Genomic DNA, 25,897 nt, shown 5'->3' on the forward strand with positions numbered 1-25,897 from the left:
TTACTTGGTCTGTTCCTGGATCTTGGCCCACTGGCGCTCGACGTCGTCCAGGCCGCCGACGTTGAAGAACGCCTGCTCTGCGATGTGGTCGAGGTCGCCGTCGCAGATCGCGGTGAAGCCTTCCACGGTGTCCTTGATGGACACGGTGGAGCCTTCGACGCCGGTGAACTGCTTGGCGGTGTAGGTGTTCTGCGAGAGGAACTGCTGGATGCGGCGTGCACGGGACACGACGATCTTGTCTTCTTCGGAGAGTTCATCGACACCGAGGATGGCGATGATGTCCTGGAGTTCCTTATTCTTCTGCAGGATCTGCTTCACGCGCACTGCAGTGTTGTAGTGGTCCTGGCCGATGTACTGCGGGTCCAGGATGCGGGAGGTCGAGGACAGCGGGTCCACGGCCGGGTACAGACCACGGGAAGCGATTTCACGGGACAGTTCCGTGGTCGCGTCCAGGTGCGCGAAGGTGGTGGCCGGGGCCGGGTCGGTGTAGTCATCCGCGGGAACGTAGATGGCCTGCATCGAGGTGATGGAGTGGCCCTTGGTGGAGGTGATGCGCTCCTGCAGGAGGCCCATCTCGTCCGCCAGGTTGGGCTGGTAGCCCACGGCCGAAGGCATGCGGCCGAGGAGGGTGGAAACCTCGGAGCCTGCCTGCGTGAAGCGGAAGATGTTGTCGATGAAGAGCAGCACGTCCTGGTTCTGCACATCGCGGAAGTACTCCGCCATGGTCAGGGCGGACAGCGCCACGCGCAGGCGCGTTCCCGGCGGCTCATCCATCTGGCCGAAGACAAGGGCGGTGTCCTTCAGGACGCCGGCTTCTTCCATTTCGACCCACAGGTCGTTGCCTTCACGGGTACGCTCGCCCACGCCGGCGAACACCGAGGTGCCGCCGAAGTTGCGGGCCACACGGGTGATCATTTCCTGGATCAGCACGGTCTTGCCGACACCGGCACCGCCGAACAGGCCGATCTTGCCACCCTTGATGTACGGGGTGAGGAGGTCGATGACCTTGATGCCGGTTTCCATCATCTCGGTGGAGCCCTCAAGCGTCGCGAAGGCGGGAGCCTTGCGGTGGATCGGCCAGCGCTCGGTGATCTCGAGTTCCGACACGGGAACGTCCAGGGGCTGGCCCAGCACGTTGAAGATGTGTCCCTTGACGACGTCGCCGACGGGCACGGAGATAGGAGCTCCGGTGTCAACCACGGCGCTGCCGCGGACGAGTCCGTCGGTGGCCTGCAGGGAAATGGCGCGAACGAGGTTGTCGCCGAGGTGCAGCGCAACTTCGAACGTGATGGTTCGCGTTTGACCGTTGAGAGTAATCTCGGCGGTAAGGGCGTGGTAAATCGCGGGGATTGCGTCAGCCGGGAATTCGACGTCGACAACCGGGCCAATAACACGTGCAATACGGCCGGTAGCACCGGTCGTCGCGGCTACGTGTTCGGTAGCTGTGGCAGTCATCTCTCTCACTTCACTCAGTAGATGGCGTGGGGGTTAGTTAATTCTTTGCTGCAGGTACAGCTGGTTCGGGGCTCGTACTGGCTAAGACGCGTTCAACGCGTCGGCACCGGCCACGATTTCGGAAAGCTCCTGCGTAATTTCAGCCTGGCGGGCAGTGTTGCGCAGACGCGTGAATTTCTTGATGAGGTCCGTGGCGTTGTCGCCGGCGGACTTCATGGCCCGCTGGCGTGCTGCGAGCTCCGAAGCGGCTGCCTGCAACATGGCGGCGAAGATCCGTGATTCGATGTAGCGCGGCAGCAGGGCATCGAGTACCTGCTCCGTCTCCGGCTCGAACTCGTAAAGCGGCAGGAGCTCCGACTCGGAGGCGGCCTGCTCTTCCACGACCTCAAGCGGGAGCAGGCGGATGACCGTCGGCTCCTGCGTCACCATGGACTTGAAGCGGGTGTAGACGACGTGGATCTCGTCGACGCCGCCCTCTTCATAGGCCGTGGCGAAGTCGGCCAGCAGAGCTTCCCCGACCTCCCGCGCCGTCTCGAAGTGCGGCGCGTCCGTGTTTCCGGTCCACACCCGTTCGTAGGGGCGGTTCCGGAAGTCGAAGTATGCCTGTGCCTTGCGGCCCATGACGTACGTCTTGACTTCCTTGCCTTCCTCGACGAGCAGCTCCGCCAGGCCCTCGGCCTGCTTGAGGACGGTTGCCGAGTAAGACCCTGCAAGGCCGCGGTCGGAGGTGATGACCAGGACGGCGGCGCGGCGGATCTGCTCCGGCTCGGTGACCAGCGGGTGGTCGATCTCGCTCTGGCTTGCGACAGCAGAAACGGCACGCGTGATCGCGTTTGCGTAAGGCAGTGAAGCCGCTACGCGGGCGCGGGCCTTGCCGATGCGCGAGGTAGCGATCAGTTCCATCGCCTTGAAGATCTTGCGCATCGACGTCGTCGAGCTGATCTTCTGGCGGTAGACCCGAATCTGGGCTCCCATACTTATCCTTTCCTAAGATCCCGGTGGCCGGGACTGCCGGACCCCGTGGGGTACCGGCCGTCCCCGCCAGCGGAACTAGCGCTTCTGCTTGACGATTTTTTCCTGATCGACCTGGTCCTCGCCGATCGCGGCGTGTTCCTCATGGCCTGCACCGACCAGGTAGCTGTCGCCCTCGCCGAAGAAGCCCTTCTTGAAGTCCACAATCGCGGTCTTCAACGCTTCAGCCGTGTCGTCATCCATAACGTTGGTCTGCGCCAGCGTGGTCAGGATCGAGGACTTGTGCTTGAGGTGCTCCAGGAACTCGGTCTCGAACCGGCTGATGTCTTCCACCGGGACGTCGTCGAGGTGGCCGTTGGTGCCGGCCCAGATGGAGACGACCTGATCCTCGACCGGGAACGGCGAGTACTGGCCCTGCTTGAGCAGTTCCATCAGGCGGGCGCCACGCGTCAGCTGCTGGCGCGACGCGGCGTCGAGGTCCGAGGCGAACATGGCGAACGCCTGCATGTCGCGGTACTGGGCCAGTTCCAGCTTCAAGGTACCGGAGACCTTCTTCATGGACTTGACCTGCGCGGCACCGCCCACACGGGAGACCGACACGCCGACGTCGACGGCCGGACGCTGGTTGGCGTTGAACAGGTCCGACTGCAGGAAGATCTGGCCGTCGGTGATCGAGATGACGTTGGTCGGGATGTAGGCGGACACATCGTTCGCCTTGGTCTCGATCAGCGGCAGGCCGGTCATGGAACCCGCGCCGAGCTCGTCGGAGAGCTTGGCACAACGCTCCAGCAGACGGGAGTGCAGGTAGAACACGTCGCCGGGGTAGGCTTCGCGTCCCGGCGGGCGGCGCAGCAGCAGCGACACCGCACGGTAGGCCTCGGCCTGCTTGGAGAGGTCATCGAAGACGATGAGGACGTGCTTGCCGCCGTACATCCAGTGCTGGCCGATGGCCGAACCGGCGTACGGTGCCAGGTACTTGAAGCCTGCGGGGTCAGAGGCAGGGGAAGCCACGATGGTCGTGTATTCCAGTGCGCCGTTGTCCTCGAGGGTCTGGCGGACGGCAGCGATGGTCGACGCCTTCTGGCCGATCGCGACGTAGATGCAGCGCACCTGCTTGGTCACGTCGCCGGAAGCCCAGTTGGCCTTCTGGTTGATGATGGTGTCGATGGCGATCGCCGACTTGCCGGTCTGGCGGTCACCGATGATCAGCTGGCGCTGGCCGCGGCCGATCGGGATCATGGCGTCGATAGCCTTGAGCCCGGTCTGCATCGGCTCGTGGACCGACTTTCGCTGGGTTACGCCGGGCGCCTGGAGTTCCAGGGCGCGGGTCGCTTCGGCCTTGATGTCGCCGAGGTCGTCGATGGGCTGGCCCAGCGGGTCAACTACGCGGCCGAGGAAGGCGTCGCCGACCGGAACGGACAGAACCTGTCCGGTGCGGTGCACTTCCTGGCCTTCTTCGATGCCGGTGAAGTCACCGAGCACGATCACGCCGATCTCGCGGACGTCGAGGTTCTGGGCCAGGCCCAGCGTGCCGTCTTCGAAGCGAAGCAGCTCGTTCGCCATGACCGAGGGAAGGCCCTCAACACGGGCGATGCCGTCACCTGCGGTCGTTACACGGCCAACCTCTACGCGCTCTGCGTTTCCGGGTTCGTAGGACGCCGCGAACTCGTTCAACGCATTACGGACGTCGTCGGCGTTGATGGTCAATTCGGCCATCTGCAGTCCCTGCTCTCCTGTTTTCGTGATCATCGTTGCTCACGATGACCGGGGTTTCTTGTCGGTAAGTTGTGCTTGTCCGGCTAGCTAAGCAAGCTGACGCTGGAGCTGGCCCAGGCGGGCGAGCACCGAAGCGTCAACCACTTCGTCGCCAATCTGGATCCGGATTCCACCGATCAGTGCCGGGTCGACGTTCATGTTGATCTTGAGCTCGCGGCCGTACAGGGCGTTAAGCCCTGTCTGCAAACGGCTGGCCTGGGCCTCCGTCAGCGGACGGGTGACGCTGACCGTGGCGATCCAGCGCTGCTGGCGCTTGGCGGCAAGCTCGGCAAAACGGCTGACCAGCTTGGTGACCTTGAGCCCGCGGGGCTGCGACACTGCCTGTCCAATAAGGACCTTCGCTTCCTCGCTGGCACCGGGCACGAGCTTGCCGGCGAGGGCAATCTTGGCTGCCTGGCTCGCCTGCGGCTCGGACAGGGCACGCTGAACCTCGTGGCTGGAATCGACGGCCTGGTTGAAGGAGAACAGATCGTTCTCCAGGGCTTCCAGTCCGGTGACGCCCGAGGCAGAGACTGCCGACTTGTTTTCAGCAACGGCAATTACTACCGAAGCGGCAAGAGTCTCGAGTGCATCGCCGATGTCGCGTGCCGACGCCCAGCGTGAGCTGGCCAGCCCGCCCACAATCTCTACAGCTTCCGCGGAAACTTTTCCGCCGAAGAGCTGCTTGACCAGCGCAGACTTTTCATCCCCGCTGCGGGACGGGTCAGTCAGCGCGCGGCGCAAGCCGGCCGAGCTGTCCACCGTGCCCAGGATGGCGAAGAGTTCCGTAGCCAACTGCAGCGACGCGTTGGGAAGCTTGGCCTCCAACGCGACGAGTGCCGCGGTCAGCGATTCGCTCGATACACCTGCCATTACTTAGCTGCACCTGCGTTCTGGTTCTCCAGATCTGCCAGGAAGCGGTCAACCACGCGGGCCGACCGTGCGTCGTCGGTAAGTGCTTCGCCAACGATGCGCCCAGCCAGCGTGGTAGCCAGCGTGCCAACCTCGGCGCGGAGCGACACTACGGCCGCCTGGCGCTCTGATTCGATCTGTGCCTGCGCCTGGCCGGTGATACGGGCAGATTCAGCAGCTGCCTTCTCCTTCAGATCCGCCAGGATCTGAGCGCCTTCGGCGCGGGCTTCCTCACGGATGCGGTTGGCCTCGGTGCGGGCGTCGGTGAGCTGCTGCTTGTACTCTTCGAGTGCGGCAGATGCCTCGGCCTGCGCCTTCTCGGCCTTGGCAATGCCGCCTTCAATGGCCTCGGCACGCTCTGCGAAGCTCTTCTCGAACATCGGGACGACGTACTTCGTCACGATGAAGAGGAGGACAGCAAAGCCTACGAGGACGACAAACATTTCCCAGATGTTGGGAACGAGGGGGTTGGTGTCACCCTCGGTGGCGGCTGAGATGATCAGCTGCTTCATATTTCACCCGTCCTTATCTACTCGGTTCTGGATGTTCGCTGGGTTCTGAAGGTTTACTTGAGAACGAATGCGAAGACCAGGCCGAGGATGGCGAGGGCTTCAGTCAGCGCAAGGCCGAGGAATGCGATCGGCTGCAGGACGCGCTGGGCTTCCGGCTGACGTGCAACACCGTTGATGTAAGCAGCGAACACGAGACCCACACCGATACCACCGCCGATGGCGGAGAGGCCGTAGCCGATGAGGTTGAGGGAGCCGTTGATGGAGCCGTTCATGGTTTTCCTTTCAAGATGCCATCCAGGTGGCAGGTTGTTTGGGTTGCTTCATCCCCAAGGGGAAGTTTGTGGGTGCCTTAGTGGCTGTCGGCGTGCAGTGCGCCTTCGATGTAGATCGCGGTCAGCAGCGTGAAGACGTACGCCTGCAGCGCCATGATCAGCGCCTCCAGCATGTACATCGCCAGCGAGCCGGCGAGGACCAGCGCCGAGGCGCCCTTGAGCAGGACGTTCTCCTGCATGACCAGGAACTCGATGCCGGAGCCCGCGATCATGACGATCAGGTGGCCGGACAGCATGGTGGCGAACAGACGGAGGCTGTGCGTGACGGGCCGGACCAGGAAGTTGGAGATGATCTCGATCGGGACGACGATCGGCAGGATGTAGATCGGCACGCCGCTCGGCACGGTGGCCAGCTTGAAGTACTTCAGGCCGTTCTTCTTGACGCCGATGACGATCCAGGTGAAGTATGCGATCGCGGCGAGCACGTAGGCGCCGCCGACATGCGAGAAGCTCGGCAGCTGGATGACCGGGATGGCGCCGTAGATGTTGTTCACCAGGATGAAGAAGAACAGGGTGAACAGCAGCGGGACGTACTTCATGAAGTCTTTGCCGCCGATGATGTCCTTGGCGATGCCGTTGCGGACGAAGCCGTAGGCGGCCTCGCCGGCGAACTGCAGCTTGCCGGGGACGAGCTGCTGCTTACGCGCAGCGATCACGAAAAAGGTGGCGATAATGACGACCGAGAGGATCACCAGCAGCATCTGCTTGGAGAATCCTTCGGCCGCACCCCAGGGCAGGATAGCCGGCAGGTGCATTTGTTCAATACCAGGAGGAGTGAACTCTCCTGAATCTTGGGCCGGGAGCGCAAGCGCGATCAACGCGTTTCCTCTCTGCAGTGTCCATCATTGGGCGTTGGGCGGGGAGCGGAGACATTTCTGTCAGACAATCCCCGTGTGAAATTATTTGGCATTACTGTTCCGCGTCCTTGGACGGGCCACCTGCAGCGCTGTTCCCGCCAGTCGAATCTCGGTGACTGGTGAGGCCGTGCATATGAGAAAGATAGAACCCTCCCGCGGCTCCAAGCAGGGCGCCTGCGAGCACAATCCAGCGGGTTCCCCACAGATTATCCAGACCCCACCCTATCAAACTCCAGACGATGATTCCGCCAACGATGTAGCTGAAGACGGCAATGCCGGCGTTGTAACCGCCGTCGTTGCCGTCCTGCGACACGCCGGGGGCTCCACCAGTCCTGCGGGGGGTCCGTGACTCGTCTGTGGACGCGTTCCTGCGGCTAAACATGAGGGCCGCCTTCCGGTGTTTCGGGGTCGTCGTAGATTTGCAGCCGTGCCTTGGCGAAGCCGATGATCTCCGCCGCCTGCCAGGCGACCACGCCCACGACGGCGCCGATCAGGAACCAGCGTTCGTGCAGCCAGGCCGGTTCGCCGATGACAAAAAGCACGACCCCAAAGCCGACAACCTTAACGAAGTAGGTGGCGACGAACATGCCGATCGCACCGGAGGGGTTGTTCCGTCCGACAAAATGGCCGATCGCCAGGCTGATCGCGAAGAACACCATCACCACCGCGCCGCCGAAGAGGCTGGACAGGGCGCCGAAGCCGCCGTTGAACACATAGGCGATGACGGCGGTCAGCAGCAGGGCGCCCGCGGCGGCCGCCGAACTGAGGGCCAGCAGTCCCAGCCACAGCGACTTGGTGGGGCCAGAGGCGCCAACGGATCCGGTGCCGGACGCAGGTCCGGACTCGGCGTCGGAGCTCATGGGATCCCAATCTTAGAAGCTGTCAGGGGCAGGAAAGCGGCGATATGCCGCACCTAAATTCTACACGAGATAGAACACGGCCCGGCCACGGCTACGTTACCGGCAGGCGCGTGACCTTGGATCGGCGCCGGAACCTGCGGATCAGGTCCGGGGACGCCAGGTACAGCCCGAGCACCAGCACTGTGCCGGCCACGCAGAGCGCTACGGCCGGCAGCGGTGCGGTGGCGGCGGTGAAGCCCAGGACGACGACGACGACGGTACAGGCAGTCACCGCGGCAACGGACTGCAGGTGCGAGAAGCCGACGTCGGTGAGCCGTTGGTAGACGTGTTCGCGGTGCGAGGCGTACCAGCGCTCCCCCGCCTTGATCCGGCGGAGCAGGGTGTAGCCGGTGTCCGCGGCGTAGACCAGGATCGGGGAAAGGACATATTCGACGTAGACACCGCTGAGGAAACCGGCCACGGCCAGGGCGGCGATGGAGGCCCCCAGCAGGTAGCTGCCGACGTCGCCCAGGAAGACCGAGCCCCGGCCCAGGTTCCAGGGCAGGAAGCCGAGGAAGGACATCGCCAGCACCGCACCGCCGGCGGTCAGCCACGGCTGGTCAGCCAGCATCCCGGCCGCCGCGTAGGCGCCCCCCGCCGCGACGCCGTGCAGGCCGGAAATGCCGTTGACGCCGTCCATGAAGTTGGCGATGTTGACGTAGGCGGCGATCGCCACGGTGGCCAGCGGCAGCCACCAGAAGGACTGGCCTGTCAGCGCAATCAGGACCGCGGAGCCGACGGCGCCGATCCCCAACTGGGCAGCTGCCCGGCCGCGGATGGACAGGCCGCGCAGGTCCTCGACCCAGCCCACGGCCGCGCACGCACCGATGATGGCCAGTACGACGGCGAACACCGAGCGGTCCACCGTGACGACCTCGAGGAGCACCGCGGCGACATAGCCGACGGCGGTGGCCAGCGCGGCGGCCATGCCCATGCCGCGGATCGTTGCTTTGTCGTGCGAGGAACGCACGGAGGGGATGTCCACCACACCCAGGCGTACCAGCCACGGCTTCACCGCCAGCGGAAGCAGCAGGCTTGCCAGCAGCGTGATGGAAGCCAGCAGGAGCAGCGGAATCATGACGCCACCCGGATCGGTCCCGTCTCGTCCGATTCGTCGTCAGGGATCTCGGCGATGTTGGCGCCCTGTTCGGCCTCACAGCGGGCCAGCCAGACGTTGAGGTCGAGCTTGTCCGGGTTCTGCTGGTTGGCGCGGGTATGCGAAATTTTCGGGTGCAGGGGCCGCTGGTCCAGTTCGCCGGCGCCCACCAGCTCTTCGTGCAGCTTCTCCCCCGGCCGGAGGCCCGTGTAGATGATCTCAACCTGCTTTCCGGACATGGCGATCATCCGCTGGGCCACGTCAAGGATGCGCACCGGTTCGCCCATGTCCAGGATCATGACGTCGCCGCCGGAACCGATCGCTCCGGCCTGGATCACCAGCTGGCACGCCTCGGGAATTGTCATAAAGAAACGGGTGACGTCGGGGTCGGTCACGGTCACCGGTCCGCCCACGCGGATCTGCTCGGTAAAGAGCGGCAGCATGGAGCCGCGGCTGCCCATGACGTTACCGAAGCGGACCGACACGAACTTGCTGCCGGTCTGGCCGGCCATCCAGGCGGTCAGCTTCTCGGCGACGCGCTTGGAGTGGCCCAGGGCGGTGGTGGGGTTGGCAGCCTTGTCGGTGGAGATGTTCACGAAGTGGGAGACGCCCGCCTGCTCGGCCGCCCTCAGCACATTGAGCGTGCCGCAGACGTTCGTTTTCCAGGCCTCGACAGGGTACTGCTGCAGCAGCGGCGCATGCTTCAGCGCCGCCGCGTGGAACACCACTTCCGGCCGGCGGTCCTCGAAGATCTCCAGCAGGGCCTCATCGTCGCGGATATTGGCCAGCACCGTGTCGCGTCCGGCCAGCAGGCCGCGCCCGGTGATGGAGATCTGGGTGTGCTGCAGGCCGGTCTCGTCGTGGTCCAGCATGATCAGCTCGGCCGGGGCGAACTGGACGATCTGGCGGCACAGTTCCGAGCCGATCGATCCGCCCGCACCGGTTACGAGGACGCGCTTGCCCTTGATGTAGCCGGCGATTTCGTCGACTTTGATGTCGACCGGCCGGCGGCCGATCAGGTCCTCGACGGCCACGTCGCGGAAGTCGGAAAAGCCGTCGGGGGCCCCGCCGCCGAGCATGTCCCGCAGCGGCGGCAGCACCAGCACACGGATGTTCAGGCCGGCCACGGCGTCGGAGATCCGGCGGACCACCGAGGCTTCGACGTGGGCGAAGGCGAGCACCAGGACCCGTGCCCGGGTGCGGCGGATGACCGCCGGAAGGTCGTCGCCGCGGCCCAGGACCTGGACCCCGGAGAGGCGGAGGTGTTTTTTGGCCGGGTCGTCGTCGATCAACCCGACCGGGAAGTACGGCGACTCGGGGTCCTGCAGCATCCGGGTCAGCAACGAGTTTCCGAGGAAGCCGGCGCCGTAGATCAGGGTGTTTTGCGCTTCGTCGCCGGGCCGCGTCTTGCCCTCGACGTAGAGGCGCTTGGCGTAGCGGGCCGCGCCCATGAAGAGGCAGGCGAACGGGAAAGCGATCAGGCCAACGCTGCGCCCGATGTTGATGGCCTCGTAGAGCACGAGCAGGCTGGCGGTGATCGAGGCCGCCACAATCACGGTGACGAAAACGAGGGCCCGCGCTTCCTGGAAACTGCCGAAGGGGTAGCGGCCGCGGTACAGGGCCAGGGCGTAGCCGGCGAGCATCTGCGCGACGACGGCGATCGCGGCGATGACGAACGCGCCGGCGAACTGCTCCGCCCGGATGCCCATCTCGTAGCGCAGCAGCAGCGCAAGGATGATCGCCACAACCCACGACACGGAGTCGAGGAACAGCTGGATCCAGATCCAGAGGGCGGGCTTTTCATCCCGGGATGCCGCGGATTCCCGCGATTCAGATTTCGTAGTCAACAGAGATTGCAACCGACTTTCACTACCACGGCGGCATGCGCCTGTTTCAAAAAATTCCCCGCCGCAAAGTGTCGGACAGTGCGGGGCCTAGAACGATACTAATCTCTTTCGGTGCCGCTTCCGGGGGATGCGGCCACCGGCGGCATCGGTTTCCAGCCCGCGTCCGCGAGGATGGCGCGTGACTCCCGCCAGCCTTGCCAGAGCGCAGCGGTGCCCTTCAGGGTCCGTTCGACCAGGACCAGGCGCGCGAGTTCCTTCAGGAAGGTCAGGGCCGTCCCGGCGGCGAACCCGGCCCGGTGGTACCTGCCGTGCGCCCGCAAATACTGGGCGACATGCCCCCGGTTCCGCATCACGTACCGCCGGCTGAGGTCGGACGAATCGTTGAGGTGCCGCACGCCCAGGTCCACCTGGCGCTGCGCCCGGACCTTTTTAATCACGAAGGCATTGACGTATGCCACCGGTGTCTGCAGCGAGGCCAGCCAGCCGTAGATCAGGTCATCCCAGGTGATGAAGAACCGCGGATCCGGCAGGCCGATGGTCCGGGCCAGCGGCGCCTTGATCAGCATGCCTTCGAAGTTCCCCACGTTCGTGTGGAAGACGTCCGAGTGGCGGAACACGTCGCGGGACACCGGCAGGAAGACGCCGAGTGCTTCGACGAAGTGGTGCTGCCAGAAGAAGGGTTTGCCGTTGGCGTCGTAGCGGCGGCCAATGAGGCAGGAGTAGTCCGGCGTGAACCTGCCGAGCGCCTCGACCGCCCCGGGGAGCACCTCGACGTCGTCGTCCATCAGCCACAGCCATTCGGCGCCCGAGGCCAGTGCCAGTTCCACGCCGCGGGAGAATCCGCCCGCCCCGCCGATGTTCTCCGGCAGCCGATGATAGGCGGTCGGCAGCCCTGCGGCGGCCGCGCGGGACACGACCTCGGCGGTGTGGTCGGTGCTGGCGTTGTCGACCACGATGATGCGCGCCGGGCGGGTGTCCAGGCGGCCAAAGGATTCGAGCAGGTTGTGCAGGAAGTCGGCCCGGTTGTAGGTGACGACGACGGCGTACAGGTTTTCCACGCCGGCCTAGCTGTTGGCGGCCATCAGTTCCGCGGGCGAGCCGAAGCCCTTGCCGCGGATGCCGGTGGAGTAGGCCCGGAACCAGCGGGCCAGGCCGTTAAGGTCTCCGGTTTTCACGAAGTAGTAGGGAAAGCCGATGATGTCCGCACCGAACCAGCGCAGGTTGCGGTACTTGCGCGTCAGGTAGCCCCGGTTCCGGAAGTAGCAGTAGCGCTTGAATTCGCCGTCCGGGATGACGGGGGTGATGAATCCGCCGAAGACCGGCTTCATTTCGGTCCAGGTGGCGGGATGCTGCACCGCCACGGTGGCGAGCGTGCCGTATTTCAGGCCGGCTTTCTTCACCCGCGAGAGGAAGTCCACCTCGTCGCCGCGGATGAAGAACTTCACGTCCGGGATCCCGATCGTGTAGAACACCTCGGTGCGGATCAACGCGCCGTTGAAGAAGTGCACCATGTCGGGCAGATACCCCATCGGCGCCAGTCTCGAGCGGTCGTTGGTCAGCAGTCCGTTGATCCTGAAGTTGAAGGACAGCCGGTTCGGGTCGGCCGTGGCGGCGACGAGCGGGCTGACGATATCCAGCCCGTGCTCCTCGGCTGCCGTGAGCAGTTCGGCGAGGCAGCTGGCGTCCTCGGGGTGGCCGTCGTCGTCCATCATCCAGATCCATTCGGCGCCGCTGGCCATCGCCGCGAGGATCGCGTAGGCAAAGCCGCCGGCCCCGCCGAGGTTCGCCTCGGACCGCAGGTAGTTGATGTTGCCGGTGTCTGCAGCGGCAACCACATCGGTCGCCGGCTGGGTGCCGGAGTCCACCAGCGCGATGGAGTGGATCGGGGCGGTCTGCGCGGCGAGGCCTGTCAGCAGGAGGGCCAGCTCATCGTGCCGGTCAAAAGTTACGGCCGCGACGGCGACTTTGGGCTGCATGTCAGTTCCTCGGGGAATCATCGGCGTCGACGGCGGCGCTGCTGTCGGCGGGGTCGCTGCTCTCGACGGCCGGCGCTGCTTCGCCGGCACCGAGTACGCCCGGCACCACCTCGCGCAGCCGTTCCAGGCTGATGGCGCCCTGCCGGACGACGCGCAGCGGCAGCGACGTCGCATCGACGATCGTCGACGGGTCCGAACCGGTGCCCTCGACCGGCCGGTGGCCGCCTTCGAGGTAGACCTCCACCGATTCCGCCAGCTGGGTTTCGGCCTCGGCGGCGCTCTGCGCCGCATTCTGGCCGGTGCGGTTGGCGGAGGAAACGGCCAGCGGCCCGGTGAGCGTGAGCAGGTCCTGGGCTAGGTCGTCGGCCGGGATCCGCAGTGCCACGGTGCCCTTCGTCTCGCCAAGGTCCCAGTCCAGCGACGGCTGGGCGTGCAGGATCAGGGTCAGTCCCCCGGGCCAGAACGCTTCCGCCAGGCGGCGGGCCTCCGCCGGGACGTCGGTGGCGAGCCCGTCGAGGGCGTTCAGCCGCGGAATCAGCACCGGCGGCGGCATCTTGCGGCTGCGCCCCTTGGCGGCCAGCAACAGCGTCACGGCCTGCGGGGAAAAGGCGTCGGCGGCGATGCCGTACACGGTGTCGGTCGGGATCACCACGCACTTCTGGTCGCGGATGGCCCGCTGGGCGTGTTCGAGTCCTGCGGCGCGCTGCTCGGCGTCCGCGCAATCGTAGCTAGTGGTCACTGGCCTATCCTTTCATCAGTGCGGGTCAGGCCGGTCCGCACCGCGCTGGTCGCGCGTTCCCGGCCGTTGAGGTCCAGGTGGGTGGCCACCGAGGTCCATAGTCCTGAGCCGTTCAGCATGGCGGCGATCCGGCCGGCCTGCACCTCGGCGTGCTCCATCACGAAGTAGCCCCCGGCGGCCAGCAGCCGCGCTGCCGACGCGGCCGCCGCAGCCGGCAGGTCCATGCCGTCCGCTCCCCCGCCGTAGAGGGCTTCGGGCGGGTCGTGCAACGCCACTTCGGGCTCGTTGGGCACCGCTTCAGCGGGGATATACGGCGGGTTGGACACGACGACGTCGAAGCTGCCGTTGTGTTCGGGCAGCGCGTCCCGCAGGTCGCCGCGCACCAGGTGCACGCCCAACGGGAGCAGGTTCCTGGCCGCCCAGGCATGCGCGAACTCGCTGTACTCGACGGCGTGGACTTCTGCGGCCGGGACCTCATGCGCGATCGAACCGGCAATCGCCCCCGATCCGGTGCCCAGGTCCACGACTTTGGGCCGTTCCGCCGCCCGCTCCCGGAGCCAGTCAATGACCAGCTGCACCACGGATTCAGTTTCCGGCCGGGGAATGAAGACGCCGGGGCCGACGGCGAGTTCCAGGTAGCGGAAATGCGCCACTCCGGTGATGTGCTGCAGCGGAACCCGCCGCGCCCGCTCGGCGACCAGGTCGGCGTAGCCGGCCGGCGCTTCGGCGGAGCCCAGCGCCAGGGCGCGGAGCCTGCCGGGCCCGACGCCAAGCAGATGTCCGGCGAGCAGCTCGGCGTCGTTGCGGGGACTCGGCACGCCGGCCGCGGCAAGTACGGCCGTCGCTTCGCGGAGCGCGTCCGCGAGGCTCGGCCCCGTCTCAGGTGTCATTGTCCGGCGTTTTCCCGGCGGAGCTTGCCCACTAGTCGCCGATGGCGTCGAGTCGGGCCTGCTCGTCCATTTCGATGGCGGACTGGATGACCGGTTCCAGGTCCCCGTTCATGACCTGGTCCAGGTTGTAGGCCTTGTAGCCGGTGCGGTGGTCGGCGATCCGGTTTTCCGGATAGTTGTACGTGCGGATCCGCTCGGAGCGGTCCATGGTGCGGATCTGCGACTTGCGCTGGGCCGAGTTCTCCGCATCGATCTGCTCCTGCTGGTGCGCCAGGATGCGGGCGCGCAGCACGCGCATGCCGGCCTCGCGGTTCTGCAGCTGGGACTTCTCGTTCTGCATTGCCACCACGATGCCGGTGGGCAGGTGGGTGATGCGGACGGCCGAGTCGGTCGTGTTCACGGACTGCCCGCCCGGGCCGGAGGAACGGTACACGTCGATCTTCAGGTCGTTCTGGCTAATCTCGAGTTCCTCGGGCTCGTCGACTTCGGGAAGCACCAGCACGCCGGCGGCCGAGGTGTGGATACGGCCCTGGGATTCGGTCACGGGCACCCGCTGGACGCGGTGCACGCCGCCTTCGAACTTCAACCGCGCGTAGACGCCCTCTGCCGGATCGTTGGAGTTGCCCTTGACGGCCATCTGGACGTCCTTGTACCCGCCGAGGTCCGATTCGGTGGCGGAGATGAGCTCGGTCTTCCAGCCGCGGGATTCCGCGTAACGGCTGTACATCCGCAGTAGGTCCGCGGCGAACAGGGCAGCCTCATCGCCGCCTTCACCGCCCTTGACCTCAAGGATCACGTTGCGCGCGTCGTCCGGGTCGCGCGGGATCAGCAGCCGGCGCAGCTTGGCCGACGCGGTGTCCAGGGCGGCCTCCAGCTCGGGCACCTCGGCGGCAAACTCCGGATCCTCGTCCGCCATTTCCTTCGCCGCCGCGAGGTCATCATTGATGCTCTCCCAGCGGTGGTAAGCCTCGACAATGCCGTTCAGCTGGGCCGACCGCCGCCCCAGCTTCCGGGCCAGCTTCTGGTCAGCATAAACAGCAGGATCCCCAAGCTGCGCCTGGATAGCAGCATGCTCATCCAGCAACCCCTGTACGGACTCAAACATTTCAAACCTCTTTCGACTTGAGACCAAGTCTAGTGATGCACGAAGCGGCAGGTGACCCGGTGGCCGGCGTCGCATATTTTTTGCCGGCCCGGGAGTGGCATCGGGCCTGTCGGAGCGTTGCGGCTGGCGTACGCAGTACGTCAGCCGCAACGCGAAGGGGCGGGGCCGGCAAAAAATATGCGACGGCCCCGCCCCTCAACTCAGCTACTTGTCGTTATCGGACTTCGCACCAAGCGTCGTCTTCTGCACCTGCATGAGGAACTCGACGTTGCTCTGGGTCTCCCTGATCTTGTTGGTCAGCAGCTCAAGGCTCTGCTGCGTTTCGAGTCCGGAGAGGACACGGCGCAGCTTCCACATGATCTTGACTTCCTCGGGCGAGAGCAGGTTCTCTTCGCGGCGCGTGCCGGACGCGTTGACGTCCACGGCCGGGAAGATCCGCTTGTCCGCCAGCTGGCGGGACAGGCGCAGCTCCATGTTGCCGGTGCCCTTGAACTCTTCGAAGATGACCTCGTCCATCTTGGACCCGGTTTCGACGAGCGCCGTGGCCAGGATGGTCAGCGAGCCGCCGTTTTCGATGTTGCGGGCTGCACCGAAGAAGCGCTTCGGCGGGTACAGCGCGGCGGAGTCGACGCCACCGGAGAGGATGCGGCCCGACGCCGGGGCGGCCAGGTTGTAGGCGCGGCCCAGGCGGGTCATCGAGTCCAGCAGCACGACGACGTCCATGCCCATTTCCACCAGGCGCTTGGCGCGCTCGATGGAGAGCTCGGCCACGGTGGTGTGGTCGTCGGCGGGACGGTCGAAGGTCGAGGCGATGACCTCGCCCTTGACGGTGCGCTGCATATCCGTGACTTCTTCGGGACGTTCGTCAACGAGCACCATCATGAGGTGGACCTCAGGGTTGTTGGTCGTGATGGCGTTGGCGATCGACTGCAGGATGAGCGTCTTGCCGGCCTTCGGCGGCGAAACGATCAGGCCGCGCTGGCCCTTGCCGATCGGGGCGACCAGGTCGATGACGCGCGGGCCGATCTTCTTGGGGTCGGTCTCGAGGCGCAGGCGCTCGGAGGGGTACAGCGGGACCAGCTTCGCGAACTCGACGCGGTCCTTGAGCTCCTCCGGGGTCTTGCCGTTGACCGAGGTGACGCGGACCAGGGCGTTGAACTTCTGGCGGGCGGACTGCTGCTGATTGCTCTGCTGGGCTTCGCCTTCACGCGGAGCGCGGATGGCGCCGACGACGGCGTCGCCCTTGCGCAGGTTGTACTTCTTGACCTGGGCGAGGGAGACGTAGACGTCGTTCGGGCCCGGCAGGTAACCGGAGGTACGGATGAACGCGTAGTTCTCCAGCACGTCCAGGATGCCGGCGACCGGCAGCAGGACGTCGTCCTCGGTGACCTCGACGTCGTCGACGTCGGGGCCCTGGGAGCGGCCGCGGCGGCGTTCGTTGCGGTCGCGGAACCGGTCGTTGCGCGAGTTGTTGTCGCGGTGGCTGTCCTGGCCCGAGCGGTCGTTCCGGTCACGGCGGTTGCGGCGGTTACGGCGGCTGCCGCCGTCGTTGTCGTCGTTATTGTCGCGGTTGTCGCGGTTGTTGTCGCGGTTGTCGCGGTTGTTGTCGCGGTTTCCGGACGTGTTGTCGCGGTTTCCGGACGTGTTGTCGCGGTTTCCGGACGTGTTGTCGCGGTTTCCGGACGCGTTGTCGCGGCCGCGGGTGTTCTCGTGGCGCTGCTCGCCGGAAGCCTGCTCGGCGGCCTGGCGCTCGTGGCGCTGCTCGCCGGAAGCCTGCTCGGCCTGCGGCTCTGCTGCGGCAGCAGGCTGTGCGTCACCCTGGCCCGCGGTCTGGGCGGCTGCCTCGCCGCGGCGGCGGTTCCGGGTGCGCGGCTGGCGGGCACGGTCGGTACCCTCCGTCGGCTGCTCGGCCGGAGCTGATTCGGCGGGGGCAGCGGGCGCCTCCACCGGGGCTGCGGCCGGGACCTCGCCGGCCGCGGTGACCACGCCGTCGCTGCCGGCGCGGCGGCTGCGGCCGCGGGTCCGGGCACGGGGGTTTTCCTGCGCCGGGGCCTCGGTCGCGGCGGCGGCGGCCGGGGCGGACGAGACCGCCGTTCCGTTGTCGGTCGCCTTTTCGGCGGCGCGGGCGGGTGCCTTGCTGACCGGGGTTCCCGCGCGGTGGGCGGAAATGGCGGTCACCAGATCACCCTTGCGCATCCGGGAACCCCCGGAGATCCCCAACTGGCTGGCCAGGGCCTGGAGCTGGGCGAGCTTAAGGCCGGCGAGGCCGCTGCTCTTGGCGGGTGCTGCCGGTTCGGCAGCAGAAGATGGTGTTTCCACAGCTGAAGACAGCTCAGTGGTTTCGGTCACGAAGGATCCTTCCCCCTCGACGGCGCCCAGGCTAGGAGCTGGACGCGGTGATTTGATCTGGGCTGCAGTTCAGATCTGCAGCCGGGATTTCGGCCTGCCGGTTCGATTTCAGCCGGCAGGGCCGGATACTGCTACACCAGGACACGTCCCGAAAATGAGGAACGGCCGGCTGACAAGTCAGGGGTACAGAGAAATTCTGCAGGGTCCTGCGTCAGTCCGAAAGCAGGCGGCACCGGAAAATATTGCGCAGTGAAAGATGAGAGAGGGCAACATGGCCGACATCGCGGTCTTTTGAGAAAGCTTGCGTGATTACCGCCGGTGCACTTCCACTTTAGCACCTTCCGTGTCCACAGCCAGCTTCATCACACGCCACCCGGTCTCCGGCGTGTTGGCCGCAGTGAAGTCACCGATGAAAGCGACGACGTCGGCAGCTTCGCGTTCCCCCGCCGCCAGCACCAGCACCGTGGGTCCGGCCCCGGAAACGACGGCGGCGTGCCCGGCCCCGCGCAGGGCCGCGATCAACGCGGCGCTCGGCTGCATCGCCTGGGCACGGTAATTCTGGTGCAGGTAATCCTCGGTGCCCGGCAGCAGGAACTCGGGCTGCTGCGTCAGGGCATGGATCAGCAGCGCTGCCCGGCCGGAATTCATGGCCGCCGCATGGTGTCCGACGGAGGCTGGCAGCAACGCCCGCGCCGCCTCCGTGGAGAGCTCGAAGTCAGGCACCGCGACGACCGGAATGACCAAGGGATCCACCTTGGCGCAGGTGCTGCTGTACTGGTCACTGTCCTGCCAGGACAGCGCCAGTCCGCCGAAAATGGCCGGTGCAACGTTGTCCGGATGCCCCTCCATCTTGGATGTCAGCTGGAGGATCCATTCCCGGCTCCGCCTCGACTCGGCGGGCACCAGGGCGTTGGCGGCGGTGACCGCGGCCACCACCGCCGCAGCCGAGGACCCCAGTCCGCGGCCGTGCGGGTTGATGTTGTCCGCGGTGATCCGCAGCCCCTCGTGGCGGAAACCCAGCAGGTGCAGCGCCTCGGTCAGGGCACGGGCCACCAGATGGCTGGCATCCCGGGGCAGGGTGTCGGCCCCCTCGCCGCTGAGGTCGAACTCGAGTTCACCGCTGGCAAGGGTTTCCACCGTCAGGGTGTCGTGCAGGGAGAGGGCCAGGCCCAGGCTGTCGTAGCCGGGGCCAAGGTTCGCGCTGGTCGCCGGCACGCGGACGGTGACCGCTTGCCCGGCCTGCACCGCCGGCGTACCGGCGGCAGATTCGGCCGGGACGGTGAGGGTCGTTTCCAAGGCTACTTTTCTTCCAGTCCCAGTTCGGCGGCGACGGTGACGACGTCGTTGGCTACCTTGACCGGCTGCACGTCGCTGCCGTCTTCGGTGCGGAGCGCCCACTGCGGGTCCTTGAGGCCGTGCCCGGTGACGGTGATGACGATGGTCTTGCCCGCCGGCACCTCGCCCGCGGCGTGCTTCTTGAGCAGCCCGGCGACGCCGGCGGCGGAGCCCGGTTCCACAAACACTCCTTCACGGGCCGAGAGCCAGCGGTGCGCGGCAAGGATTTCCTCGTCCGTGACGGCCTCAATGACGCCGCCCGATTCATCGCGCGCCGCGACGGCGGTGTCCCACGAGGCCGGGTTGCCGATCCGGATGGCGGTGGCAATGGTGTCCGGCTCGGTGATCGGGTGGCCGGCGACGAACGGCGCCGCACCCGCGGCCTGGAAGCCCCACATCACCGGCGTCTTCGTGGCGACGGCGGGCAGGTTCCCGGCCGTGGCGGAGGTGAAGGGCGCCGCGTACTCCTTGTAGCCCTTCCAGTAGGCGCTGATGTTGCCGGCGTTCCCGACCGGAAGCACGTGGATGTCCGGGGCGTCGCCGAGGGCGTCAACCACCTCGAACGCACCGGTTTTCTGGCCCTCGATCCGGGCCGGGTTGACCGAATTGACCAGGAACACGGGGTAGGACTCCCCCAGTTTCCGGGCAATCTCCAGGCAGTCGTCGAAGTTGCCGTCCACCTGCAGCAGGGTGGCGCCGTGCGCGATCGCCTGGCTGAGCTTCCCCATCGAAATCTTGCCTTCGGGAACCAGCACGGCGCACTGCAGGCCGGCCGACGTCGCATAGGCGGCGGCGGAGGCGGAGGTGTTGCCGGTGGAGGCACAGACGACTGCCCTGGCGCCGGAGGCTACCGCCGCCGTCATGGCCATGGTCATGCCGCGGTCCTTGAAGGACCCGGTGGGGTTCATGCCCTCCACCTTGAGGTAGACGGTGCACCCGGTGAGCTCGGAGAGCTTTTGCGCGGGCACCAGCGGGGTGCCGCCCTCGCCCAGGGTGATGACCTTGGTGGCCTCGGTGACCGGCAGTCGTTCAGCGTATTCGCGGATGACCCCGCGCCATTGGTGAGCCACTTAGACCCCTTCTACCCGCAGTACGGATGTGACGGAATTGATGACGTCCAGGTCCTTGACGGCCTGCACGGTTGCAGCCAGGGCGGCTTCGCTCGCGCGGTGCGTGACGATCCGCAGTTCGGCCGACTCTGCCTTGGCGGCGGACTCCCGGTGGACGGTCTGCCGCATGATCTCGATGGAAACGCCGTGCTCGGCGAAGAGTTGCGCGATCCGGGCCAGGACGCCGGGCTGGTCCGCGACATCCAGGCCGATGTAGTAGCTGGTGACGGCCGCATCGATGGGCAGTGCCGGCACGTGCCCGGTGGTCGTTTCGGTGCGTCCCGGGCCGCCGAGGACCACGCGTCGGGCCGCCGAGACCAGGTCTCCCAGCACTGCCGACGCCGTGGGGGTGCCGCCGGCGCCCTGGCCGTAGAACATCAGCTCGCCGGCGTTCTCGGCTTCGATGAAGACGGCGTTGAACGCACCGTGCACCGCGGCCAGCGGGTGCTCGCGGGGCAGCAGGGTCGGGTGGACGCGGACGGAGACGCCTTCGGTGCCGTCTGCTGCCCCGGTGTCCAGCTTCTCGGCAATGGCCAGCAGTTTGATCACGAAGCCGGCGTCCTTCGCCGCGGCGATGTCCGCGGCCGTCACGCCGGAGATGCCCTCGCAGAAGACATCCTCGAGCGCGAACCGGGTATGGAAGGACAGCGAGGCGAGGATGGCGGCCTTCGCGGCGGCGTCGTGGCCCTCGATGTCGGCAGTCGGGTCGGCCTCCGCGTAGCCCAGCCGCTGCGCCTCGGCGAGGGCGTCGGTGAACTGCGCGCCGGTGGTGTCCATCTGGTCGAGGATGAAGTTGGTGGTGCCGTTGACGATGCCCAGCACCCTGGTGATCCGGTCACCGGAGAGGCTGTCGCGGATCGGGCGCAGGATCGGGATGGCGCCGGCGACGGCGGCCTCGTAAGAGAGCTGCACACCGGCCTTGTCCGCCTCTTCGTAGAGCGTGGGGCCGTCCTGGGCGAGCAGCGCCTTGTTGCCGGTCACGACGCAGGCGCCGTGGCGTACCGCGGTCAGGATCAGGCTGCGGGCCGGCTCAATGCCGCCCATCAGTTCGATCACCAGGTCGGCGTCCTTGACGAGCGCCTCGGCGTCGGTGGTGAACAGCTCCCGCGGCAGCTCCACGTCGCGGCGCGCCTCGAGGTTGCGCACGGCGATGCCGCTGAGCTGCAGGCGGGCGCCGGCACGGGAGGCGAGGGTCTCGGCGTCGTCGATCAGAATCCGCGCAACCTGGGCTCCGACGTTGCCACAGCCCAGCAGGGCCACTTTCAGGGTTCGCATTTCCGTCATTCAGACTCCCATGTCGCGGTTGAGCAAATCGTGTTCGGTTTCGCCGCGGACAATGAGCCGGACTGATCCATCGCGCACCGCGACAACGCCCGGCCGGGCCAGATAGTTGTAGTTGCTTGACAGGGCCCAGCAGTAGGCGCCGGTCCCCGGTACAGCGAGCAGATCACCGGCTGCCACGTCCTCGGGCAGATATACATCTCTAACAACTATGTCGCCGCTCTCGCAATGTTTGCCCACCACGCGGGACAGCTGGGGCGCGGCGGCGGAGGCGCGGGAGGCGAGAATCGCGGAATAATCCGCGTCGTACAGCACCGGGCGGGCGTTGTCGCTCATGCCGCCGTCCACCGACACATAGCGCCGGGGGTACGTAACGTTTTCCGCGGTGCTGTCCTGGCTTCCGGCCGGCGCCCCGGCCGGGGCCGGCGCGTCGACCCGGACGGTTTTCACGGTGCCGGCTTCGTACAGCGTGAACGTGCTGGTGCCGACGATCGCGCGGCCGGGTTCGATCGAGATCCGCGGCGCGGTGATGCCCAGTTCGGCCACCTTGGCGCGGACGACGGCGGCCATCGCGCGGGCGATTTCTGCCGGCGGGCGCGGGGTGTCCACGGGCGTGTAGGCGATGCCGTAGCCGCCGCCGAGGTCCAGTTCCGGCAGCGCGACGGAGTATTTGGCCCGCATCGCGGCGAGGAAGTCGAGCAGCTTCTGCGCGGCGAGGGCGAAGCCGTCGGGTTCGAAAATTTGCGAGCCGATGTGGCAGTGCAGGCCCAGCAGTTCGATGCTGGCGTGGCCGGCCGCGGCCGCCACAGATTCTTCGGCCGCGGACAGGCCGGCCTGCTCGGTCGAATCGCCGGCCATCGAGAGCCCGAATTTCTGGTCCTCGTGGGCGGTGGCAATGAACTCGTGGGTGTGCGCGTGCACGCCGGGCGTCAGCCGCAGCATGACCTTGGCCGTGTCGCCACGGCTCGCGGCGATCTTGGCGACCCGTTCCAGCTCCACGAGGCTGTCGACCACAATCCGGCCCAGCTGCATGTCGAGCGCGCGGTGGATTTCGGCGTCGGATTTGTTGTTGCCGTGCAAGGCAACTGCCGCGCCCGGAATGCCGGCACTGGCCGCGACGGCGAGTTCCCCGCCGGAAGCGGTGTCCAGCCGGAGGCCTTCCTCCTCGATCCAGCGGACGACGGCGGTGCACAGGAAGGATTTGCCGGCGTAGTAGACATCCACTCCCCCGCAGATGTCCGCGAAGGCTTCGTTGAAGGCGTCCTGGAAGGCGCGGGCGCGGGCCCGGAAATCGCTCTCGCTCATGACGAACAAGGGCGTGCCGAACTGCCGCTGCAGCTCACTGACCGGGACGCCGTCGATGGCGAGCTCACCGCCGTCGTTGCGGGCGACGCCGGCCGCCCACATCGGTGCATGCAGGGCATTCAGGTCCGCCGGGACAGCCAGCCAGTCCGGGGCGAGCGGGGAGGCGGCGGTGTTGTTCTGCGGGTTGGCGGTCATCGCGTCACATCCGTTCCGGCGCCGAAACGCCCAGCAGGTCCAAGCCGTTGGCCAGCACCTGGCTGGTGGCGTCATTGAGCCACAGCCGGGTCCGGTTCACGTCGGTGATTTCTTCGCCGCCCAGGGGCGCCACGCGGCAGGCGTCGTACCAGCGGTGGTAGGCCCCGGCGATGACTTCCAGGTGCCGGGCCACCCGGTGCGGTTCGCGCAGTTCGGCGGCCTTGGCCACGATCGAGGGGTAGCTGCCCAGGTGCGAGAGCAGCTCGTTTTCGGTCGGGTGGTCCAGCAGCGCGGCGTCGAAGGCCGCTTTCCCGTCGACCATGCGCTCGACGCCGGCGGCGACGGCGTTGCGGGCCGCGCCGCGGGACCGGGCGTGCGCGTACTGGACGTAGAACACCGGGTTCTCGTTGCTGTGTTTCTTGAGCAGTTCCGGGTCCAGGGTCAGCGGGGAGTCGGCCGGGAATCGCGCCAGGGAGTACCGGACGGCGTCCTTGCCCAGCCAGGCGATCAGGTCTTTGAGCTCGATGATGTTGCCGGCGCGCTTGGAGAGCTTGGCGCCGTTGACCGAGACCAGCTGGCCGATCAGTACCTCGATGTTGACCTCGGGATCATCGCCGGCCGCGGCCGCGATCGCCTTGAGCCGGTTGATGTAGCCGTGGTGGTCGGCACCGAGCAGGTAAATCTTCTCGGTAAAGCCGCGGTCCTTCTTGGAGAGGTAGTAGGCGGCGTCGGCGGCGAAGTACGTCGGCTCCCCGTTCGCACGGATCATCACGCGGTCCTTGTCATCGCCGAAGTCGGTGGTACGCAACCACACCGCGCCGCCGTCGTCGAACACGTGGCCCTGTTCGCGGAGCCGGGCGACCGCATCCGCGATGGCGCCGGCGTCGTGCAGTTCCTGCTCGGAGAAGAACACGTCGAATTCGACGCCGAACTCCGCGAGGGTCTGCTTGATGTCCTGCAGCTGCGCCTTGTAGGCAGCAGCGCGGATCACCGGCAGCGCGGCCACGTCGGTCAGTTCCCGGATGCCGGGGTGCCGCGTCAGAACCTCGTGGCCGAGGTCCGCGATGTATTCGCCGGGATAGCCCCCTTCCGGGACGCCGCGGCCGTGCAGCCGGGAGAGCACGGAGTGGGCGAAGACATCCATCTGCGACCCGGCGTCGTTGATGTAGTACTCGGCGGTGACATCCGCGCCGGAGGCCCGCAGGACCCGGGCGATGGAGTCGCCGAGGGCAGCCCACCGGGTGTGCCCGATGTGCAGCGGGCCGGTCGGGTTTGCGGAGACGAACTCCATGTTGACGGTGTGGCCCGCGAGTGCGGTGTTGGTGCCGTAGCTGGCTCCGGCCTCGACGATCGCCTTGGCCAGCGCGCCGGCGGCGGCAGCGTCGACGGTGATGTTCAGGAAGCCCGGTCCGGCGACGTCGACGGCGGAGACTCCGCCGATGGCGGCCAGCCGGCCGCTCAGCAGGGTGGCCAGCTGGCGGGGATTGGTCCCGGCCGGCTTCGCCAGCTGGAGGGCGATGTTGGTGGCCCAGTCCCCGTGCTCCCTGTTCTTGGGCCGCTCCACGCGCACCGAATCCGGGATCTCGGCGGCGCCGAGGGCAATGTCACCGGCGGCGACGGCGTCCTTCAGGCAGGCGGATATGGCGAGGGAGAGTTCTTCTGGGGTCACGCTTCTAGCCTACCGGCGGCCCGCAGCAGCGCGGAATTCGGTTGCGCTGAGGTGGTGCGGCGCGTCTCCGGGAGGTTTTGGGGGGCAGTTCCGGGCATCGCTGACGGGCGATTTTCCGTTGGGGCCCACCTTCCTGCTAAGCTCTAGGACGTCCCGCCGGTCACGGCAGGATCCCTGAATGCCCTCGTAGCTCAGGGGATAGAGCGTCTGCCTCCGGAGCAGAAGGTCGTAGGTTCGAATCCTATCGAGGGCACCACGAAAACCCCGCCGTTTCAGCGAAACGGCGGGGTTTTCTTGTTGCCGGGTCCCGACCCGGAAGCACGGGTCAGGCACCGTCCCGGCCGGGTCCGGGCTCGAAGCTGAGGGCAGCTTCATCCGGCGTGGCCAGGGTCAACACGGCTTCCTCCACGGTCTCGTGGTCCTCGAGTTCGCGCTCAATCCGGCGCAGGACCACGGCGACCTCGTGTTCGGGGTGGTCGCCCTGCAGGTCCACGGCCGCGACGAGGTACAGCTTGCGGGGACCGACGAACTCCAGGTGCAGGTAGGTGAGCCGGGCAATCTCGCCGTGGGCCAGGACCCGGCGCGCCATCGACCGTTCGATGTCCGCGGTGACGCCCTGGCCCACCAGGAAACGCCGGTTGCGGTCGATCAGGACCACCGCGACAACCGCCAGCAGGACGCCGACGACGATCGATCCTACGGCGTCCGGAATCGGCGAACCCGTGACTTGGTGCAGGAAAACACCGGCGAAGGCGACGGCCAGGCCGACCAGGGCGGCGGCATCTTCGGCGAACACGGCCCGCAGGGTGGGATCGGAGCTGATCAGCACCTGCTCCAGGGTGTGGCGTTCCAGCTCGTGCGCGGCTTTCCGGGTCTGGCGGAAGGCCTGCGCGAAGGAGATCGACTCCAGGACGAAGGCGGCGGCCAGGACCACATAGGCCACGGCGAAGTCGGCCGCCGGCTCCGGTGCGATGATCTGCTGGATGCCGTGCATGATGGAGACCACCGCTCCGGCAGTGAACAGTCCGAACGCCGCAAACATCGACCAGACGTATGCTTCCCGCCCGTAACCCATGGGGTGGGCGCTGTCCCGCGGCTTGGCGGACCGCAGCTCGGCAAAAAACAGGAAAACCTGGTTGCCGGTATCCGCCCAGGAGTGCGCCGCCTCGGCGGTCATGGAGGCCGATCCGGTGATGAACGCGGCGACGGACTTCGCCGCGGCGACGAGCACGTTCGCGCCGAAGGCAACGATGACCGTCATCAGGGTGGGGCTGGATTCCGTGCGCTTTTCCGGGGACGCCATTGGC

23 protein-coding genes and 1 tRNA gene are annotated in these 25,897 nt (G+C 66.8%); 1 reads left to right on the forward strand and 23 read right to left on the reverse strand.

The window, feature by feature from the left end; genetic code table 11:
- The 22 genes from atpD to argS all read right to left on the reverse strand — a co-directional run bounded on the left by atpD (position 1) and on the right by argS (position 24,590).
- Positions 1-1,455 carry a F0F1 ATP synthase subunit beta gene (gene atpD, locus AC3ANP_RS16835; protein WP_488331257.1) on the reverse strand — a complete coding sequence of 485 codons (1,455 nt, stop codon included), beginning with the start codon at positions 1,453-1,455 and terminating at the stop codon, positions 1-3.
- Between the two features lie 81 nt (positions 1,456-1,536).
- Positions 1,537-2,430 carry a F0F1 ATP synthase subunit gamma gene (locus AC3ANP_RS16840; RefSeq protein WP_488331258.1) on the reverse strand — a complete coding sequence of 298 codons (894 nt, stop codon included), beginning with the start codon at positions 2,428-2,430 and terminating at the stop codon, positions 1,537-1,539.
- Positions 2,431-2,505: 75 nt separating this feature from the next.
- Entirely contained in the window at positions 2,506-4,143 is a 1,638-nt protein-coding gene (gene atpA, locus AC3ANP_RS16845; RefSeq protein WP_488333099.1) for a F0F1 ATP synthase subunit alpha, read from the reverse strand.
- An 87-nt stretch (positions 4,144-4,230) separates the two neighbouring features.
- Positions 4,231-5,055 (reverse strand): F0F1 ATP synthase subunit delta, encoded by an 825-nt coding sequence (locus AC3ANP_RS16850; RefSeq protein WP_488331259.1) that lies wholly within the window; start codon positions 5,053-5,055, stop codon positions 4,231-4,233.
- A complete protein-coding gene (locus AC3ANP_RS16855; RefSeq protein ID WP_488331260.1) occupies positions 5,055-5,606 on the reverse strand; it encodes a F0F1 ATP synthase subunit B in 552 nt (183 codons plus the stop codon). Before AC3ANP_RS16855 ends, AC3ANP_RS16850 begins: the two co-directional genes overlap by 1 nt.
- Before the next feature lie 53 nt (positions 5,607-5,659).
- Entirely contained in the window at positions 5,660-5,878 is a 219-nt protein-coding gene (atpE, locus tag AC3ANP_RS16860) for an ATP synthase F0 subunit C (RefSeq protein WP_211882710.1), read from the reverse strand.
- Positions 5,879-5,955: 77 nt separating this feature from the next.
- Entirely contained in the window at positions 5,956-6,756 is an 801-nt protein-coding gene (gene atpB, locus AC3ANP_RS16865) for a F0F1 ATP synthase subunit A (protein ID WP_488331261.1), read from the reverse strand.
- Between the two features lie 91 nt (positions 6,757-6,847).
- A complete protein-coding gene (locus tag AC3ANP_RS16870) occupies positions 6,848-7,108 on the reverse strand; it encodes a hypothetical protein (RefSeq protein WP_488331262.1) in 261 nt (86 codons plus the stop codon).
- 61 nt (positions 7,109-7,169) lie between these two features.
- On the reverse strand, positions 7,170-7,655 hold the full coding sequence (locus AC3ANP_RS16875; RefSeq protein WP_488331263.1) for a Cg1360 family ATP-synthase-associated protein: 486 nt from the start codon (positions 7,653-7,655) through the stop codon (positions 7,170-7,172).
- A 91-nt stretch (positions 7,656-7,746) separates the two neighbouring features.
- Positions 7,747-8,772: an MraY family glycosyltransferase gene (locus tag AC3ANP_RS16880; RefSeq protein WP_488331264.1), complete on the reverse strand. Its 1,026-nt coding sequence runs from the start codon at positions 8,770-8,772 to the stop codon at positions 7,747-7,749.
- Complete coding sequence (locus AC3ANP_RS16885) at positions 8,769-10,637, reverse strand: polysaccharide biosynthesis protein (protein ID WP_488331265.1); 1,869 nt, start codon at positions 10,635-10,637, stop codon at positions 8,769-8,771. The genes AC3ANP_RS16880 and AC3ANP_RS16885 overlap by 4 nt, the downstream gene beginning before the upstream one ends.
- Positions 10,638-10,735: 98 nt before the next feature.
- The gene (locus tag AC3ANP_RS16890; RefSeq protein WP_488331266.1) at positions 10,736-11,695 is read right to left on the reverse strand and encodes a glycosyltransferase; all 960 of its coding nucleotides are present in this window, start codon (positions 11,693-11,695) and stop codon (positions 10,736-10,738) included.
- Positions 11,696-11,701: 6 nt separating this feature from the next.
- On the reverse strand, positions 11,702-12,613 hold the full coding sequence (locus AC3ANP_RS16895; protein WP_488331267.1) for a glycosyltransferase: 912 nt from the start codon (positions 12,611-12,613) through the stop codon (positions 11,702-11,704).
- 1 nt (position 12,614) lies between these two features.
- Complete coding sequence (locus AC3ANP_RS16900) at positions 12,615-13,352, reverse strand: L-threonylcarbamoyladenylate synthase (protein ID WP_488331268.1); 738 nt, start codon at positions 13,350-13,352, stop codon at positions 12,615-12,617.
- Positions 13,349-14,242 carry a peptide chain release factor N(5)-glutamine methyltransferase gene (gene prmC, locus AC3ANP_RS16905; RefSeq protein ID WP_488331269.1) on the reverse strand — a complete coding sequence of 298 codons (894 nt, stop codon included), beginning with the start codon at positions 14,240-14,242 and terminating at the stop codon, positions 13,349-13,351. The genes AC3ANP_RS16900 and prmC overlap by 4 nt, the downstream gene beginning before the upstream one ends.
- 31 nt (positions 14,243-14,273) lie before the next feature.
- Positions 14,274-15,347, reverse strand: a complete 1,074-nt coding sequence (prfA, locus tag AC3ANP_RS16910; RefSeq protein WP_488331270.1) for a peptide chain release factor 1 — start codon at positions 15,345-15,347, stop codon at positions 14,274-14,276.
- Positions 15,348-15,551: 204 nt separating this feature from the next.
- Positions 15,552-17,696 (reverse strand): transcription termination factor Rho, encoded by a 2,145-nt coding sequence (rho, locus tag AC3ANP_RS16915; RefSeq protein WP_488331271.1) that lies wholly within the window; start codon positions 17,694-17,696, stop codon positions 15,552-15,554.
- 309 nt (positions 17,697-18,005) lie between these two features.
- Complete coding sequence (gene thrB / locus AC3ANP_RS16920) at positions 18,006-18,992, reverse strand: homoserine kinase (RefSeq protein WP_488331272.1); 987 nt, start codon at positions 18,990-18,992, stop codon at positions 18,006-18,008.
- A 2-nt stretch (positions 18,993-18,994) separates the two neighbouring features.
- Entirely contained in the window at positions 18,995-20,101 is a 1,107-nt protein-coding gene (thrC, locus tag AC3ANP_RS16925; RefSeq protein ID WP_488331273.1) for a threonine synthase, read from the reverse strand.
- Positions 20,102-21,424 carry a homoserine dehydrogenase gene (locus AC3ANP_RS16930; RefSeq protein WP_488331274.1) on the reverse strand — a complete coding sequence of 441 codons (1,323 nt, stop codon included), beginning with the start codon at positions 21,422-21,424 and terminating at the stop codon, positions 20,102-20,104. It abuts the gene before it with no gap.
- A complete protein-coding gene (gene lysA / locus AC3ANP_RS16935; RefSeq protein WP_488331275.1) occupies positions 21,425-22,921 on the reverse strand; it encodes a diaminopimelate decarboxylase in 1,497 nt (498 codons plus the stop codon).
- A 4-nt stretch (positions 22,922-22,925) separates the two neighbouring features.
- Complete coding sequence (argS, locus tag AC3ANP_RS16940; RefSeq protein ID WP_488331276.1) at positions 22,926-24,590, reverse strand: arginine--tRNA ligase; 1,665 nt, start codon at positions 24,588-24,590, stop codon at positions 22,926-22,928.
- 180 nt (positions 24,591-24,770) lie between these two features.
- Here argS and AC3ANP_RS16945 point away from each other — a divergent pair.
- Positions 24,771-24,846: transfer RNA gene (locus tag AC3ANP_RS16945), tRNA-Arg, on the forward strand.
- 69 nt (positions 24,847-24,915) lie between these two features.
- On the opposite strand, the gene AC3ANP_RS16950 is transcribed toward AC3ANP_RS16945, so the two are convergent.
- Positions 24,916-25,893, reverse strand: a complete 978-nt coding sequence (locus AC3ANP_RS16950; RefSeq protein ID WP_488331277.1) for a cation diffusion facilitator family transporter — start codon at positions 25,891-25,893, stop codon at positions 24,916-24,918.
- Positions 25,894-25,897: the final 4 nt, after the last annotated feature.

This window comes from Arthrobacter sp. JB02-1C, from assembly GCF_057748045.1.

Coding starts and splice junctions, on each gene's coding strand:
- atpD (WP_488331257.1), bottom strand. CDS start 1,455: ATGACTGCCACAGCTACCGAACACGTAGCCGCGACGACCGGTGCTACC.
- AC3ANP_RS16840 (WP_488331258.1), bottom strand. CDS start 2,430: ATGGGAGCCCAGATTCGGGTCTACCGCCAGAAGATCAGCTCGACGACG.
- atpA (WP_488333099.1), bottom strand. CDS start 4,143: ATGGCCGAATTGACCATCAACGCCGACGACGTCCGTAATGCGTTGAAC.
- AC3ANP_RS16850 (WP_488331259.1), bottom strand. CDS start 5,055: ATGGCAGGTGTATCGAGCGAATCGCTGACCGCGGCACTCGTCGCGTTG.
- AC3ANP_RS16855 (WP_488331260.1), bottom strand. CDS start 5,606: ATGAAGCAGCTGATCATCTCAGCCGCCACCGAGGGTGACACCAACCCC.
- atpE (WP_211882710.1), bottom strand. CDS start 5,878: ATGAACGGCTCCATCAACGGCTCCCTCAACCTCATCGGCTACGGCCTC.
- AC3ANP_RS16875 (WP_488331263.1), bottom strand. CDS start 7,655: ATGAGCTCCGACGCCGAGTCCGGACCTGCGTCCGGCACCGGATCCGTT.
- AC3ANP_RS16880 (WP_488331264.1), bottom strand. CDS start 8,772: ATGATTCCGCTGCTCCTGCTGGCTTCCATCACGCTGCTGGCAAGCCTG.
- AC3ANP_RS16895 (WP_488331267.1), bottom strand. CDS start 12,613: ATGCAGCCCAAAGTCGCCGTCGCGGCCGTAACTTTTGACCGGCACGAT.
- prmC (WP_488331269.1), bottom strand. CDS start 14,242: ATGACACCTGAGACGGGGCCGAGCCTCGCGGACGCGCTCCGCGAAGCG.
- prfA (WP_488331270.1), bottom strand. CDS start 15,347: ATGTTTGAGTCCGTACAGGGGTTGCTGGATGAGCATGCTGCTATCCAG.
- AC3ANP_RS16930 (WP_488331274.1), bottom strand. CDS start 21,424: ATGACGGAAATGCGAACCCTGAAAGTGGCCCTGCTGGGCTGTGGCAAC.
- lysA (WP_488331275.1), bottom strand. CDS start 22,921: ATGACCGCCAACCCGCAGAACAACACCGCCGCCTCCCCGCTCGCCCCG.
- AC3ANP_RS16950 (WP_488331277.1), bottom strand. CDS start 25,893: ATGGCGTCCCCGGAAAAGCGCACGGAATCCAGCCCCACCCTGATGACG.